The sequence below is a fragment of the Novosphingobium sp. BL-S-21 genome, from assembly GCF_055521655.1.
Genome location: NZ_CM145496.1, coordinates 772,937 through 788,065, shown reverse-complemented (window position 1 = coordinate 788,065; position 15,129 = coordinate 772,937). Strand labels below are relative to the sequence as shown.

Genomic DNA, 15,129 nt, shown 5'->3' with positions numbered 1-15,129 from the left:
GCCGCTTGCGCTACCTGCCCCTGACTCCCGCCGATCGTGCCGAGATGCTCGGCGTCATCGGTGCCGACACGGTCGACGACCTCTTCGTCGACGTGCCCGCCGAGGCCCGCCTTTCCGGTCCCATCGCGGGGCTGCCGCTCCACGCCAGCGAAATGGCGGTGGAACGGCACATGTCCGCGCTTGCGGCCAAGAACCTCTCGGCCGGAACGGCGCCGTTCTTTATCGGCGCTGGCGCTTATCGCCATCACGTTCCGGCCTCGGTCGATCACCTGATCCAGCGCGGCGAGTTCCTGACCGCCTACACGCCCTACCAGCCGGAAATCGCGCAGGGCACGCTGCAGGTGCTGTTCGAGTTCCAGACGCAGGTCGCGCGCCTGTTCGGCACCGACATCGCCAACGCATCGATGTACGACGGCTCGACTGCCTGCTGGGAAGCGATCCTGATGGCCAGCCGCATCACCCGCAAGACCCGCGCCGTGCTGTCGAGCGGTCTGCACCCGCACTACGCCGAAGTGGTGCGCACGATGGCCAAGTTCACCGAAGACGATATCGTCTCGTTGAAGGCCGAACTGGTGGCCGAGGCTGACGACGCCGCCGTGATCGCGTCGATCGACGACAAGACCTCCTGCGTCGTCGTCCAGTATCCGGACGTGATGGGCCGCATCCCCGACCTCGCCGCAATTGCTGAAGCCGCGCACGCCAAGGGCGCGCTGCTCATCGCGGTCGTCACCGAGCCGGTGGCGCTGGGCATGATCGAGGCGCCGGGCGCGCTGGGTGCCGATATCGTCGTGGGCGAAGGCCAGTCGATCGGCGTCGGCCTCCAGTTCGGCGGGCCTTACTTGGGCCTGTTCGGCTGCCGCGAGAAGTTCGTGCGCCAGATGCCGGGCCGCCTCTGCGGCCAGACGGTGGACGCCGAAGGCAAGCGTGGCTTCGTGCTGACGCTCTCCACGCGCGAACAACATATCCGCCGCGAGAAGGCGACCAGCAATATCTGCACGAATTCAGGGCTTTGTGCGCTTGCTTTCAGCATTCACCTGACCTTGTTGGGCGGTGAAGGCCTGGCCCAGCTCGCCGCCGTGAACCACGATAAGGCGCAGGCAATGATCGAGCGTCTGGCCAAGGTGCCGGGCGTGACCGTGCTGAACGACGCCTACTTCAACGAAGCAACGCTGGTCCTTACCCGCGACGCCCGCGAAGTGGTTCGCGAACTGGCAGATCGCAAGGTTCTGGGCGGCGTCTCGCTCGGCCGCCTGTTCCCCGAGGACAGCGATCTGCACAAGGGCCTGCTGGTGACGGCGACCGAGACCGTGACTGACGAGGACATCGAAGTGTTTGCCCGTGAACTTGAAGGAGTGCTGGCATGAACGCGGTAAACGCAAGCGGCTGGCGCCCGAGCATGGGTGAAGCTGGCGAAGGCACCCCCTTCAAGACCGCCTCGGGCGATTATGGCCTGATGCTGGAAGAAGCGCTCAGCTTCGAACTCGGTTCGTCCGAGAAGTGCGGCGTCGATCTCGACACGCCCAGCCGTCCGGCGGCGGCCGGCCTGTCGAAGTTCCTGCGCAAGTCGGCTCCGGCGCTGCCCGGCCTGACCGAGCCGGAAACCGTGCGCCATTACACCCGCCTGTCGCGCCAGAACTACGCGATCGACCTCGGGCCGTTCCCGCTCGGTTCGTGCACGATGAAGCACAACCCGCGCCTGAACGAGAAGATGGCCCGCCTGCCGGGCTTTGCCGACGTTCACCCGCTCCAGCCGCAGAAGACGGTCGAGGGCGCGCTGGAAGTGATCGAGCAGCTGGCCGACTGGCTGATCACGCTGACCGGCATGGCCTCTGTGGCGATGAGCCCGAAGGCCGGTGCGCACGGCGAGCTTTGCGGCTTGCTCTGCATCCGCGCCGCGCTCGACGCGCGCGGTGAGAAGCGCGACGTGGTGCTGGTGCCCGAAAGCGCCCACGGCACCAACCCGGCGACCGCCGCTTTCGCGGGCTTCAAGGTTCAGTCGATCCCGGCGACCCCGGAAGGCCGCGTCGATGTAGAGGCGCTGAAGGCCAAGCTGGGCCCGAACGTCGCTGGCGTGATGATCACCAACCCGAACACTTGCGGGCTGTTCGAGCCGGAGATGAAGGCGATCGGTGACGCGGTTCACGCGGCCGGCGGCTACGTCTATTGCGACGGCGCCAACTTCAACGCCATCGTCGGCAAGGTGCGCCCCGGCGACCTCGGCGTCGATGCCATGCACATCAACCTGCACAAGACCTTCTCCACCCCGCACGGCGGCGGCGGTCCCGGTGCCGGCCCGGTCGTGCTGTCCGAAGCGCTGGCGCCCTTCGCGCCGCTGCCCTTCGTCAGCCGCGGTGAAGACGGCCGCGTCCACCTCGTCGAGGAGGAAAACGCGGGCGAGGGCCATGCGCAGGCATTCGGCCGCATGGTCGCCTTCCACGGCCAGATGGGCATGTTCACCCGCGCGCTGACCTACATCCTCAGCCACGGCGCGGACGGTCTGCGCCAGGTGGCCGAAGACGCGGTGCTCAACGCCAACTACGTCCTGCGTTCGTGCGAGGATCTGCTGCCGGCACCGTTCGCCAAGAGCGGTCCGTGCATGCACGAGGCGCTGTTCAGCGATGCGGGTCTGGCCGAGGGCTTCTCCACGCTGGACATCGCCAAGGGCCTGATCGACGAGGGCTTCCACCCGATGACGGTCTACTTCCCCCTGGTGGTGAAGGGCGCGATGCTGGTCGAGCCGACCGAGACGGAAAGCAAGGCCGGTCTCGATCGCTTCATCGGTTCGCTGCGCAGCCTGGCCCAGCGCGCCAAGGATGGCGACCAGAGCCTCCACAGCGCCCCGCACTTCGCACCGCGTCGCCGCCTTGACGAAACGCTCGCGGCGCGCAAGCCTGTGCTCGTATGGCAGGGCGCCCCGGGTGAGCCGGGCACGCCTTCGCTGAGCGAAATCGGGGGTAGCTGAGACTATGGGGGGAAACGGATATGCGGCCTGGCTGCCGCTGCTGATTTTCGCAGCAGTGATGGCCTGGCGTTTTCGCAGCCTTGAAAAGGCGCGGCCGCTCCGTCTCCCCCTTCTCTGGATTGCGCCGCTGATCGTCGGAGCGACCGTCAGTCTGGCGCTCTATGGCATGCCGCCGGGGGCGCTGGGCTGGATGGCCCTGGCCGCCGGCTTCGCCATCGGCGGCGGGATCGGCATGCAGCGTTCGCGCCTCATGCGGCTCCATGTCGAGGGTGAGGGGGACGAGGCCCGGGTGATGATGCGCCAGTCGCCCTTGGCGCTGGTGCTGATTCTGGTCGTCTTCGCCTTGCGGCGGATGATCTTGCCGGGCGGAATGGCGATCGGGGCGGGCCATCCGGCTGCCAATGCCCTGCTGATGACCGATGCCATGCTCGGCTTCGTGCTGGGGATGGTGGTGATCAGCCGCATGATCCTGTGGCAGAGGGCGCGCGCCATGGTGGCGAACCACATCTCGGACAGCTGATCTTCAAGGGAAAAGCTTGTGGCGCGAAGCGGCAGACCGTTTCGCGCCACGTTACCTTCGGAGACCTCAGGTCGCGCGGTCAACCGCGTTTGCGGCAGACTCGATGTCCTGGCCGACGCCGCGAACGGTATTGCAGGCCGCCGCACTGAGCACGAGGCCCGAAACTGCAAGCGCCAGAACCGCTTTCCTGATCATGATTGCTTGACCCTTCAACGAACAATGTCCGAGGCGGATGCCTCGCGCTGTCGCTAATCCATCTTCCGATGGAGAGAAAGGGGCTCGCGGTCAGGTCAGCAGGCTATCCGCCGCGCCGATACGGCGTTGCGCCGCATCGGAGCAGCGGTGCTGGACGCCTCAGGCGAATTACTTGTTGATGGCGTCGTCGCCGGCCTGGCCGACCGATTCAACGTCCTTGCCCGCGCCCTTCACGGTGTTGCAGGCTGCGGCGGAGAAGACGATGCTTCCGGCGACCAGCGCGAGAACGAGATTCTTGACCATGTGAGGTTCCTTTCTACGCAATCCCGATCATTCAAGCGGGAACGTTGGAGGCAACTCTCGGTGAAGCCGCCGGTTCCCGGAGGCTAGCGCGAAGGCAGCACGGATTCTTCGATCGCGCTTTCATCCAGGGCGGAAGTCGGAGAGATCCGCTTGCTCAGGACATGCTCCCGCCAGGTGATGACGAGCCCGGCAGCGATGATCAGCGGGGCGCCGAACCAGATCGAAGGCGGCGGTGCGTCGCCGAAAACGGTGTATCCGTAAGTGGTTGCCCAAATGAGGGCGGTGTAGTCCATGACCACCACGGTGGCGACCGCGCCGTGGCGCAGCGCCGCGGTGATGAGCAGTTGCGCCAGGGTTCCGGTAACCCCCACGGCGACAAGCAGCAGCCATATCTGGGGTTCGTGAGCGCGACCGTAGAAGGGGAGCAGCACGGCGGCGAAGAGCGAACCGAAGAAGGCGAACCAGAACACGCAGGCGATGGGTTCTTCGGTCCGGGCAAGGTCGCGGATCTGGAAGCTCACCACGGCGACGATGACGCCGGCGCCCAGTCCGGCGGCCAGCCCCACCAGTGGCAGGTCCTGCACCGGGGCATCGGGCCGGGTGATGACAAGCACCCCGAGGAAGCCCAGGACCACCGCAAGCCAGCGCCAGGGTCCGACTTTGTCGCGCACGACCAGCGCAGTGATGAGCACGGCGAAGAGCGGCGCGGTGAAGCCCAGGGTCGTGCCCACCGGCAACGGCAGCAGCATGGCTGCGGTGACGTTGCAGACCAGGCCGAGCGTGCCTGTCGTCGCGCGGGCGGCGTGAGTGCCGAGCCGCCGTGTCCGCAACATCGGCAGGCGGCCCGTCATCAACAGTCCTCCGGCGATGAGGGGCACGGCCATGGCCTGGCGCCAGAACACCATCTCCGCTGCGGAGACCCCGCTGCGCCCTGCCAGCTTGACCAGCATGAACATCGTCGAGAGCATCACCATCGCCATCAGGCGCAGGGTGATGGCAAGCATCGGGCGGTCGGGCCGGGATGTTTTCGATGATGTGCGGGCGGCGTTCACCGCCAGGGCTTTAACTTGGCGGCGGAAGGAGGCAAGGGCGGGCCATGAACGATTCCGATAAGATCATGGCCGTGATCGGCGGCCTGGCGGTTGCCCTGGCGGCCGTGGCCTGGCTGGGCGACCGCCGCCGCATGAAGCGCCGCGACCTCGACCGGGTGGGCTTCATGCCCTGGACGCCCGTGTTCTTTTTCGCCCTCATGGCAGCGGTACTGCTGCTGGGGGTGGTCGGGAAGGATCTGTTCAGGGGTTAGAGGCAGGCTTCGAGATAGGCCTGGTCGAAGCCGAACTGGCGTGCTTTTTCCAGGGTGTAGGGGCGCAGGCCGGAGCTGCGGAATTCGCCGATGATCTTGCCGTCGTCGGTCTCGTCCAGATATTCGAACTTGAAGAGTTCCTGGGTGACGATGACATCGCCCTCCATGCCGATCACTTCGGTGATGTTGGTGGTGCGGCGCGAACCGTCGCGCAGGCGCTTCACCTGCACGATGAGGTCCACCGATTCGGCGATCTGGCGGCTGATCGCTTCCTTGGGGATCTTGATGTCGCCCATCAGGATCATGTTTTCCATACGGCCCAGGCACTCGCGCGGGCTATTGGCGTGAAGCGTGCACATCGAGCCATCGTGGCCGGTGTTCATCGCGGCCAGCAGGTCGAAGCATTCCGCGCCGCGGATTTCGCCCAGGATGATGCGGTCGGGACGCATGCGCAGTGCGTTCTTGACGAGATCGCCGATGGTGATGGCGCCCTGGCCTTCGAGGTTCGGCGGGCGGGTTTCCAGCGGCAGCCAGTGCGGCTGCTGCAGGCGCAGTTCGGCGGCGTCCTCGATGGTGAGCACGCGCTCGCCGGGGTCGATCATCTTGGACAGCGCGTTGAGCATCGTCGTCTTGCCGGACCCGGTACCGCCCGAGATCACGACGTTCATCCGGCAGGCTCCGGCGATCTTCAGCGTGGTCGCCATCTTCTCGCTCATCGAACCGAAGTCCTTGAGCATGTCGATGGTGATCGGCTTCTCCGAGAATTTACGAATCGAGATGGCGGTGCCGCGCAGTGAAAGTGGCGGCACGATCACGTTGACGCGGCTGCCGTCCTTGAGGCGGGCGTCGGCCAGCGGCGTGGTCTGGTCGACGCGGCGGCCGACCTGGTTGACGATGCGCTGGGCGATCTGAAACAAGTGCTGCTCGTCGCGGAACTTGGTCGTCGCGAGCTGGAGCTTGCCCTTCTTTTCGATGTAGGTCTGGTTCGGACCGTTGACCATGATGTCCGAGACGTCGGGATCGTTCAGCAGCTCTTCCAGCGGGCCGAAGCCCAGCAGCTCATCGATCAGGACCTTCTCCAGCGCGAACTGCTCGCGGCGGTTGAAGGTGATCTTGAGCTCGGCGAGGACTTCAATGATGATCGGGCGGAATTCCTCGGACAGTTCGTCCTTGGTCAGGGTCGCGGCGGCTTCGGGGTCCACGCGCTCCAGCAGGCGCGGCAAGACCTGCTCCTTGATCTTGTGGATCGATGCCTCGAAGCCGCTCTGCTCGGACTGGCCATCATGCACGGCATTGGCGCGGTCCGCGAGACGCGACATCGCATCGTCGCGGGAGTTTTGCGGCGCAGTCGTCCCGGAGCCGGCGGGCAGGGGGAAGGGATCACTGGAAGGCTGGGCGGCCCCGGCCGTAGTCTCGGCGCCAACCTTCAGCGGCTTGGCCACGCCGAACGCAGGCCTTGCGCCCTGGCCCAGTCCGCCGATGCCGTTGCGACGCCCGAATGCAGTCATGTTTTCGTCAACCCTTTCAGCGCCGGCACACCCTGCCGCATGGCGATGTCCTGCGATTGAGCGCAGGATTAAGGTTGAAACTTTGATAACTTCCTAATGGTGGCTGGAGTTCAACCATATTGCGGTGCACCGGCTCTTCAGGTCCAAAGGTGCCGCAAGTTGGCAGTTCAAAGCGGTCAGGGCGGTTTCCGGAAAGTGCTGATTAGCTATGCGTTAACTACGCTTGCAATAGATAGCCGGGCGAAAGATCGGCCGGGGCAGGTCAGGTCGAATGAACGTTGGCTTGTGGGGTGCCGATGGGTAAGTTTACTTTATTGCGTAGTTTCTCGTTCAGTTTTACTTTCTGGTGGATTTGCATTCCGAACATCGGTGCAATTGCCATGTGGCCGATTGGCGGGCCGCAGATGGCATTCCCGATGGCTGTCTGTGGTGTCGCTGCCGTCGCGATTTGCCATTCTGAAAACGTTTGGATCAGGCGAGCAGGTATTGTTTTCTGCTTTTTGACTAGCGTGATGATGTACATCGCAATCTCGTTCAATCTGAACCCAACGACGGTCGTTGCTTCCGTTGAGTTTGCAAGAGAACTCGATCTTCGGCAATCACCCGAATATCTAATGGCCGTGGGAACCATATTGGTAGCAATGGTGCTTGCGATCAAATTTGCGCCGCAAGTTCCAAAGCTCTCGACGCTGGATCACAAGATCATGGCTTTGGCTACGGTGGCGCTTCTGATCCTTGTCGATGGTGCCGCTACTGCTGGAGCACGAGGGTCGTATAAGATGACCGCCCCAGCGGATGCACCGATCGACTCCGCCATGATCCGGAATGAATTAACGCCGAGCACAGTTAGCGCGCGGAATCTTGTCGTCATTCTTGTTGAGTCCTTGGGGCAGCCCAACAACCCCCATGATCAGGCTTTGTTCGATAAAGCCTGGGGTAAAGCGCGTTGGTCCAGCCGATATGAAGTCACTGGCGGTACAAGCGCTTATTATGGTTCAACAACAAATGCAGAATTACGGGAGTGGTGCTCAGTCTGGAAGGACTTCGAGAGCTTCGACTTCGATAATGCGCATTGTCTGCCGGCGCAGTTCAAGGACGCGGGTTTTCACACGACCTCGATTCACACTTTCACTGGAGACTTTTTTGAGAGGCAAACCTGGCATCCAAAACTGGGGTTTCAGGATCAGCTTTTCATGCCCGAGTTACTGGGACTCGATGCCCATAAATGCGGGGGTGTTTTCCCAGGTGCCTGCGATACCGACATACCAAGTATAATCGGGGACAAGTTGCGTTCGTTACCTGACCAAAGGAACCTAATCTACTGGCTTACATTAAACAGTCATTTGCCAGTGGCGGAAGATAGTGACGCTCATACCGACAACTGTAGGCTTGCCGATCAGAATTGGAATGAGCAGTTTCCCATGCTCTGTCGTTCCTACTTGCTCCAGCAGCGACTTGCCGATTCTATCATGAAGGAAGTTATGAGGCGTGATTTCCCGGAAGCCGATATTCTCATTGTCGGGGATCACATGCCACCATTCTTCCAGCGAGCTCTTAGAAATCGCTACGATGCAGAACATGTTCCTTGGATCATGCTTCGCAACCGACGAGCATTGGATCGATCACGACAGGGGGCTGCCCTTTAAGAATATTGTTTCATCTTCAAATCAAAAAAAAGGCCGCCTCGGCTGAGGCGGCCTTTTTTTTATTTTTTTTATTTTTGCCGACTAGCGTGAGAGATCAGCCGACGTGCTCGGCGAGTACGGTCAGGCCTTTGTCGCCCACTTCGGCGAAGCCGCCGGTGATGCGGATTTCTTCCGGAGTGGCGTTCTCGGTCCGGTAGACCTTGAGCGCGCCGTCGGCGATCGTCGACATGAAGGGCGCGTGGCCCTCCAGCACGCCGAACTCGCCTTCGGTGCCGGGGACGACCACCATGTGGACGTCTTCCGAGCGGACGAGCTTGGCCGGCGTGACGAGTTCGAAGTGCAGAGCCATGATCGATTACGCCTCTTCGGCCAGCTTCTTGGCCTTGGCGACCGCTTCCTCGATGCCGCCGACCATGTAGAAGGCTGCTTCCGGAAGGTGATCGTATTCGCCTTCGACGACGGCCTTGAACGACTTCACGGTGTCTTCGAGCTGGACGAACTTGCCCGGGATGCCGGTGAAGACTTCCGCGACGTGGAACGGCTGCGAAAGGAACTTCTGGATCTTGCGGGCGCGGGCGACAGTGAGCTTATCTTCTTCCGAAAGCTCGTCCATGCCCAGGATCGCGATGATGTCCTGAAGCGACTTGTACTTCTGCAGGGTTTCCTGAACGCGGCGGGCGGTCTCGTAGTGCTCGGCACCGACGACGCGGGGCTCAAGAACGCGCGAGGTCGAGTCGAGCGGGTCGACGGCCGGGTAGATGCCCAGTTCCGAAATGGCGCGGTTCAGCGTGGTCGTTGCGTCCAAGTGGGCGAACGAGGTGGCCGGCGCCGGGTCGGTAAGGTCGTCCGCGGGAACGTAGATCGCCTGGACCGAGGTGATCGAGCCCTTGGTGGTCGAGGTGATGCGTTCCTGCAACTGGCCCATGTCGGTCGACAGGGTCGGCTGATAGCCCACGGCCGAAGGAATACGGCCGAGCAGGGCCGACACTTCCGCACCCGCCTGGGTGAAGCGGAAGATGTTGTCGACGAAGAACAGAACGTCCTGGCCTTCCTGGTCGCGGAAGTACTCGGCCATGGTCAGGCCCGAAAGAGCGACGCGGGCGCGGGCGCCCGGCGGCTCGTTCATCTGGCCGAACACGAGAGCAACCTTCGAACCTTCCGACACGGCGTTGCCTTCGGCGTCCTTGGCGATAACGCCGGCGTCGAGGAACTCGTGGTAGAGGTCGTTGCCTTCACGGGTACGTTCACCGACGCCCGCGAAGACCGAGACGCCGCCGTGGCCCTTGGCGATGTTGTTGATCAGTTCCTGGATGAGAACCGTCTTGCCCACGCCGGCGCCGCCGAACAGGCCGATCTTGCCGCCCTTGGCGTAAGGCGCGAGAAGGTCGATGACCTTGATGCCGGTGACCAGGATCGCCGCTTCGGTCGACTGGTCGACGAAGGGCGGGGCTTCGGCGTGGATCGGGGCGAACATGTCCGAGCCGACCGGGCCGCGCTCGTCGATGGGATCGCCGACGACGTTCATGATGCGGCCGAGCGTCTTGGGGCCGACCGGCACCGAGATCTGCTTGCCGGTGTTCGACACGGGCTGGCCGCGGGTCAGACCGTCGGTGCCGTCCATGGCGATGGTGCGCACGGTGTTCTCGCCGAGGTGCTGGGCGACTTCGAGAACCAGCTTCTGGCCGTTGTTCTCGGTCTCCAGCGCGGAGAGGATGGCGGGCAGTTCGCCTTCGAAGGTCACGTCGACGACGGCGCCGATGACCTGGCTGATCTTGCCGGTAGAAGTTTGGTTGAGCACGGGTGCAGTGGCCATTTCGGTTTCCTTGCCTGCGATGACTTAAAGCGCTTCCGCGCCAGCAATGATTTCGACGAGTTCGGTGGTGATCGCAGCCTGGCGGGTGCGATTGTAGACGATGGTCAGCTTCTTGATCAGGTCACCGGCGTTGCGGGTGGCGTTGTCCATCGCCGTCATCGACGCACCCTGTTCGGACGCGGCGTTTTCCAGCAGGGCGCCGAACAGCTGGGTGCGCAAGTAGCGCGGCAGCAGCGCGGCGAGGATTTCCTCTTCCTCCGGCTCGTATTCGGTCACCGCATCCGCACCGGCGGTAGCGGCCACCGCCTTGGGAGCGGGGACGGGAATGATCTGCTGGTCTGTCGGCTCCTGCAGCAGGGCCGACCGGAACTTCGAGTAGAACAGATGCGCCACGTCGAACTTGCCGGCTTCGTACATCGCCACCAGTTCGTTGGCGATACGCTCGGCTTCGTCGAAGCCGGGGTCACGCACATCGGTGGTGTCGAACATGTGAGCGATCTGCTTCGGGAACTCGCGGCGCAGCGGCGCGCGGCCCTTGCGACCGACGAGGTAGAACAGGACGGTCTTGCCCTGTGCTTCCAGTTCACGCGCCTTGACGCGGGCAGCCTTGACGATGTTCGAGTTGAACGCGCCGCACAGGCCCTTGTCCGAGTTCGCGACGACAAGCAGATGCACCTTGTCGCTGCCGGTGCCGGCGAGCAGCTTGGGGCTGTTCTCGCTGACAGTGATCTTGGACGCGAGCGAGCCCATGACCTCTGCGAGGCGGGCGGCGTAGGGACGCGCGGACTCCGCGGCGGCCTGCGCCTTGCGCAGCTTGGCCGCGGCGACCATCTGCTTGGCCTTGGTGATCTTCTGGGTCGACTTGACCGAGTTGATGCGGCCCTTGAGTTCCTTGAGCGAAGCCACTCGTTGTTCCTCGTTTCGTCTTCCCCGGGATGGTCCGGGACCGGTGGGCCATCTTCAGGAAATGCCTCGCAGGGAGGTCGGTCCCGATGATGGCCCGCGATCCCGGCTTACACCGGGATGACGGTTTCTCTTAAGCGAACTGCTTGGCGAAGGCGTCGAGCGCGGCCTTGGTCTTGCTCTTGGCTTCGTCGCCGAAGTCCTTGGTCGAGCGGATCAGCGCGAGGACATCGGCATGCTGTTCGTGCATGAAGTCGAGCATTTCGGCTTCATACTCGGTGACCTTGGCGACCGGCAGGCCGTCGAGGTAGCCGTTGGTGCCGGCGAAGATCGACACGGTCTGCTCTTCGAACGACAGCGGCGAGAACTGCTTCTGCTTGAGCAGTTCGGTCAGGCGCGCACCGCGGTTGAGGAGCTTCTGGGTCGAGGCGTCGAGGTCCGAACCGAACTGGGCGAAGGCCGCCATTTCGCGGTACTGGGCCAGCTCCAGCTTGATCGAGCCGGCAACCTTCTTCATCGCCTTGGTCTGGGCCGAACCGCCGACGCGCGACACCGACAGACCCACGTTGATGGCCGGACGGATGCCCTGGTAGAACAGGCCGGTTTCCAGGAAGATCTGGCCGTCGGTGATCGAGATCACGTTGGTCGGAATGTAGGCCGAGACGTCGCCGGCCTGCGTTTCGATGATCGGAAGCGCGGTGAGCGAGCCGTTGCCGTTCTCGTCGTTCATCTTCGCGGCGCGCTCAAGCAGGCGGCTGTGGAGATAGAACACGTCGCCCGGATAGGCTTCGCGGCCCGGAGGACGGCGCAGCAGCAGCGACATCTGGCGGTAGGCGACGGCCTGCTTGGAAAGGTCATCATACACGATCACGGCGTGCATCGCGTTGTCGCGGAAGAATTCGCCCATCGCGGCGCCGGTGTAAGGCGCGAGATACTGCAGCGGAGCGGGCTCCGAAGCGGTGGCGGCGATGACGATGGAGTATTCCATCGCGCCGTTCTCTTCGAGCTGGCGCACGATCTGCGCGACGGTCGAGCGCTTCTGGCCGACGGCAACGTAGATGCAGTAAAGCTTCTTGGATTCGTCGTCGCCTGCGTTCGCTTCCTTCTGGTTGATGAAGGTGTCGATGGCGACGGCGGTCTTGCCGGTCTGGCGGTCACCGATGATCAGTTCGCGCTGGCCGCGGCCGACGGGAACGAGCGCGTCGATCGCCTTGAGGCCGGTCTGCACGGGTTCGTGCACCGACTTGCGCGGGATGATGCCGGGAGCCTTGGCTTCGACGCGGGCGCGCTTCTCGGCGACGATCGGGCCCTTGCCGTCGATCGGGTTGCCGAGGGCGTCCACCACGCGGCCGAGCAGGCCCTTGCCGACGGGAACGTCGACGATGGTGTTGGTGCGCTTGACGCTGTCGCCTTCCTTGATCTCGGCGTCCGAGCCGAAGATCACGACGCCGACGTTGTCGGCTTCGAGGTTGAGGGCCATGCCCTGAACGCCGTTGGCGAATTCGACCATTTCACCGGCCTGGACCTTGTCGAGGCCGTGGATGCGGGCGATGCCGTCACCGACCGACAGAACCGAGCCGACTTCGGAAACCTGGGCTTCGGTGCCGAAGCTGGCGATCTGGTCCTTGATGACCTTCGAGATTTCTGCTGCGCGGATATCCATTGTTCTGCCTTTCTTAGCCCTTCATGGCCTGGGCGAGCGAATTGAGACGGGTGCGGATCGAGCTGTCGATGCGCTTGGAGCCGATGGTGACGACGAGACCGCCGAGCAGGTCCGGATCAACCTTGGTGCTGACCTTGACCTTGCGACCCTCGCGCAGTTCCAGCTTCTGGCGCAGCTGCTCGACCTGCTGGTCGTCCAGGGCGTGAGCCGACGTGACTTCGGCAGTCGATTCACCGCGCTGGGCGGCGGCGATCGAAGCGAAGGCGCGGATGATCTCGGGAAGGGCGACGAGACGGCGATTGGCCGCCAGAACGCCCAGGAAGTTCCTGGTCAGCGGCGCAAGGCCGAGGACATCGGCAACGGCTTCGATGGCCGCGCCGGCAGCCTTGCGGCTGATTTCGGGGTTGCGAATCAGCTCGGCCAGATCGGCGCTTTCGCTGATGGCGAGGGCGATCTTTTCGAGGTCGGATTCGACCGTCGTTACGACGCCGTTCTCGCTGGCAAGATCAAACAGCGCCGAAGCGTAGCGTCCTTGCAAGCTGGCCTTGATGCCGCCGGAATTCTCCACGCGTGTCCTATCCTTACATCGGGTGGGCTGGGACACTTTGGGGCGCACGACAATGACGTGCCCCCCGGCCCGCAGACGGGGCGCGCATAGCGACGATAGTGTTACGATGCAAGCTATGGGAGGCGGCCTGACCACAATGGTTGGGAAAGCGCTTTAAAAGCAAGGGGCGGGAAGTATCGCCGCAGCGGCTGCTGCAAGGTTGGGACAAACGAACCAATGGAGTTTGCCATGACCTATCGAATCATCGGTTTGCCGAAAGATCGGTTCGCACCGTTTTTCGCGATGGACGCGCAGGAACTGGAGAAAAACGGGATGCGGCGCGTGATCGCGACCTCCCGTCCGGGCTATCCGTGCCGTGTCAGCCTGCAGGATGCCGAGCCGGGCGAAAGCCTGATCCTGGCGAATTTCGTCAGCCATGATGTCGCCGGTCCCTATCGCAGCGCCTATGCGATATATGTAAGGGAGAACGCGGCGGAGGCCCAGCCGCATGTCGACCGGCTGCCACCGGTGTTCGCCGGTCGCACGCTTTCGTTGCGGGGCTTCGACCGGGAGGGGATGCTGGTCCGGGCCAGACTGGCAGGACCGGGCGAGATCGAGGAAGCGATCGGGGCCTTGTTCGAAGATCCCGCGATTGCCGGGATTCACGCTCACAATGCCGCTTACGGCTGCTTTGCCGCGCGGATCGAACGCCATGGAGAGATGCAGTGACCGTCCTGGACATCCCCGTAAGCGAGGACCGCGCCTGGCAGGCCGTGCAGTCGCGCGACCGCACGTTCGACGGCCGCTTCGTCACCGGCGTGCTGACCACCGGCATTTACTGCCGCCCCTCCTGCTCGGCGCGGCACCCCCGGCGCGAGAATGTGCGGTTCTTCCCGGATGCCGGCGAAGCGGAGCAGTTCGGCCTGCGCGCCTGCATGCGCTGCCGGCCCAACGATGTCTCGCGCGACGAGGAAGCGGTGACGATAGCGCTGCGGTTGCTCGATTCCGATGAGGAGCGAACGCCGGGCCTTGCCGAGCTGGCCGAGGCGACGGGCTATAGTCCGACGCATTTCCAGCGGGTGTTCAAGCGCGCGGTCGGTCTGTCGCCGGCGGAATATCTCCGGGCGAAGCGGGTCGCGCGTGCCGGCGATGCCCTGAGCAGCGGCGCGAGCGTGACCGAGGCGATCTACGAGGCCGGGTTCGGCGCCAGCTCGCGGTTCTACGAGGCAAGCGAGGGCAGGCTGGGCATGACGCCTTCGGCCTGGCGCGAGGGTGGGCGCGGCGTGACCATCCACTGGGCCGTCGTTCCCACCAGCCTCGGCGCCATGCTGGTGGCGGCGACCGGGAAGGGCGTGTGCCGGCTCTCCTTCGAGGAAGGGCGCGAGGAACTGGCCGCGCGGTTTCCGAATGCGGAACTGGTGGAAGGCGGCAGCGACTTTGCGCACCTGCTGGCAAGCGTTGTCGCGGCGGTGGAGCAGCCGGGGCAGTCGCGGGTGATCCCGCTCGATGTGCAGGGCACGGCATTTCAGGAGGCGGTCTGGCGCGAGCTGCAGCGCATTCCCGCCGGCGAGACGCGCAGCTATGCCCAGATTGCGGCGGCGGTCGGCAAGCCGGGCGCGGTGCGCGCGGCAGGCTCGGCGAACGGGGCCAACAATGTCGCGGTGCTCATTCCCTGCCACCGAGTGATCCGCACCGACGGGTCGATCGGCGGCTATGCCTACGGCGAGGAGATCAAGCGGGAACTGCTCAAGCGGGAGCGGGGGTGA

The 15,129-nt window shown here is 63.9% G+C and carries 16 protein-coding genes; 7 read left to right on the top strand and 9 right to left on the bottom strand.

The genetic code is table 11. The features are described from left to right. The first annotated feature begins 5 nt into the window (after window positions 1-5). The 3 genes from gcvPA to ACZ1J6_RS12095 are packed head-to-tail and all read left to right on the top strand — an operon-like array spanning window position 6 to window position 3,482. Window positions 6-1,364: an aminomethyl-transferring glycine dehydrogenase subunit GcvPA gene (gene gcvPA / locus ACZ1J6_RS12105; RefSeq protein ID WP_431567014.1), complete on the top strand. Its 1,359-nt coding sequence runs from the start codon at window positions 6-8 to the stop codon at window positions 1,362-1,364. Continuing rightward, the gene (gene gcvPB / locus ACZ1J6_RS12100; protein ID WP_431567013.1) at window positions 1,361-2,962 is read left to right on the top strand and encodes an aminomethyl-transferring glycine dehydrogenase subunit GcvPB; all 1,602 of its coding nucleotides are present in this window, start codon (window positions 1,361-1,363) and stop codon (window positions 2,960-2,962) included. Before gcvPA ends, gcvPB begins: the two co-directional genes overlap by 4 nt. A 4-nt stretch (window positions 2,963-2,966) precedes the next feature. Further along, on the top strand, window positions 2,967-3,482 hold the full coding sequence (locus tag ACZ1J6_RS12095) for a CcdC protein domain-containing protein (RefSeq protein WP_132263032.1): 516 nt from the start codon (window positions 2,967-2,969) through the stop codon (window positions 3,480-3,482). 66 nt (window positions 3,483-3,548) lie between these two features. Here ACZ1J6_RS12095 and ACZ1J6_RS12090 read toward each other — a convergent pair whose 3' ends face one another. The 3 genes from ACZ1J6_RS12090 to ACZ1J6_RS12080 form a co-directional block, all read right to left on the bottom strand. After that, a complete protein-coding gene (locus ACZ1J6_RS12090) occupies window positions 3,549-3,677 on the bottom strand; it encodes a hypothetical protein (RefSeq protein WP_431567012.1) in 129 nt (42 codons plus the stop codon). 168 nt (window positions 3,678-3,845) lie between these two features. Next, the gene (locus ACZ1J6_RS12085; RefSeq protein ID WP_132263029.1) at window positions 3,846-3,980 is read right to left on the bottom strand and encodes an entericidin A/B family lipoprotein; all 135 of its coding nucleotides are present in this window, start codon (window positions 3,978-3,980) and stop codon (window positions 3,846-3,848) included. A gap of 83 nt (window positions 3,981-4,063) precedes the next feature. Beyond that, window positions 4,064-4,984: a DMT family transporter gene (locus ACZ1J6_RS12080; RefSeq protein WP_431567011.1), complete on the bottom strand. Its 921-nt coding sequence runs from the start codon at window positions 4,982-4,984 to the stop codon at window positions 4,064-4,066. A 92-nt stretch (window positions 4,985-5,076) separates the two neighbouring features. Here ACZ1J6_RS12080 and ACZ1J6_RS12075 point away from each other — a divergent pair, with 92 nt between their 5' ends. After that, a complete protein-coding gene (locus tag ACZ1J6_RS12075; protein ID WP_132263025.1) occupies window positions 5,077-5,283 on the top strand; it encodes a hypothetical protein in 207 nt (68 codons plus the stop codon). Here ACZ1J6_RS12075 and ACZ1J6_RS12070 read toward each other — a convergent pair. After that, window positions 5,280-6,791 carry a CpaF family protein gene (locus ACZ1J6_RS12070; RefSeq protein ID WP_431567010.1) on the bottom strand — a complete coding sequence of 504 codons (1,512 nt, stop codon included), beginning with the start codon at window positions 6,789-6,791 and terminating at the stop codon, window positions 5,280-5,282. The genes ACZ1J6_RS12075 and ACZ1J6_RS12070 overlap by 4 nt on opposite strands. Before the next feature lie 296 nt (window positions 6,792-7,087). Here ACZ1J6_RS12070 and ACZ1J6_RS12065 point away from each other — a divergent pair, with 296 nt between their 5' ends. Continuing rightward, window positions 7,088-8,437 carry a sulfatase-like hydrolase/transferase gene (locus ACZ1J6_RS12065; RefSeq protein WP_431567009.1) on the top strand — a complete coding sequence of 450 codons (1,350 nt, stop codon included), beginning with the start codon at window positions 7,088-7,090 and terminating at the stop codon, window positions 8,435-8,437. 94 nt (window positions 8,438-8,531) lie between these two features. On the opposite strand, the gene ACZ1J6_RS12060 is transcribed toward ACZ1J6_RS12065, so the two are convergent. From ACZ1J6_RS12060 to ACZ1J6_RS12040, 5 genes are all read right to left on the bottom strand, one after another. Beyond that, window positions 8,532-8,786, bottom strand: a complete 255-nt coding sequence (locus ACZ1J6_RS12060) for an ATP synthase F1 subunit epsilon (RefSeq protein ID WP_132263020.1) — start codon at window positions 8,784-8,786, stop codon at window positions 8,532-8,534. A 6-nt stretch (window positions 8,787-8,792) separates the two neighbouring features. Further along, window positions 8,793-10,250 (bottom strand): F0F1 ATP synthase subunit beta, encoded by a 1,458-nt coding sequence (gene atpD, locus ACZ1J6_RS12055; protein WP_132263019.1) that lies wholly within the window; start codon window positions 10,248-10,250, stop codon window positions 8,793-8,795. A 24-nt stretch (window positions 10,251-10,274) separates the two neighbouring features. After that, the gene (locus ACZ1J6_RS12050; RefSeq protein WP_132263017.1) at window positions 10,275-11,156 is read right to left on the bottom strand and encodes a F0F1 ATP synthase subunit gamma; all 882 of its coding nucleotides are present in this window, start codon (window positions 11,154-11,156) and stop codon (window positions 10,275-10,277) included. A 130-nt stretch (window positions 11,157-11,286) separates the two neighbouring features. Next, window positions 11,287-12,816, bottom strand: a complete 1,530-nt coding sequence (atpA, locus tag ACZ1J6_RS12045; protein WP_132263015.1) for a F0F1 ATP synthase subunit alpha — start codon at window positions 12,814-12,816, stop codon at window positions 11,287-11,289. Between the two features lie 13 nt (window positions 12,817-12,829). Further along, window positions 12,830-13,384: a F0F1 ATP synthase subunit delta gene (locus tag ACZ1J6_RS12040; protein WP_132263014.1), complete on the bottom strand. Its 555-nt coding sequence runs from the start codon at window positions 13,382-13,384 to the stop codon at window positions 12,830-12,832. A 228-nt stretch (window positions 13,385-13,612) separates the two neighbouring features. On the opposite strand from ACZ1J6_RS12040, the gene ACZ1J6_RS12035 reads away from it, so the two are divergent. Next, window positions 13,613-14,092 (top strand): DUF1203 domain-containing protein, encoded by a 480-nt coding sequence (locus ACZ1J6_RS12035; RefSeq protein ID WP_431567008.1) that lies wholly within the window; start codon window positions 13,613-13,615, stop codon window positions 14,090-14,092. Then, entirely contained in the window at window positions 14,089-15,129 is a 1,041-nt protein-coding gene (gene ada, locus ACZ1J6_RS12030; protein ID WP_431567007.1) for a bifunctional DNA-binding transcriptional regulator/O6-methylguanine-DNA methyltransferase Ada, read from the top strand. Before ACZ1J6_RS12035 ends, ada begins: the two co-directional genes overlap by 4 nt.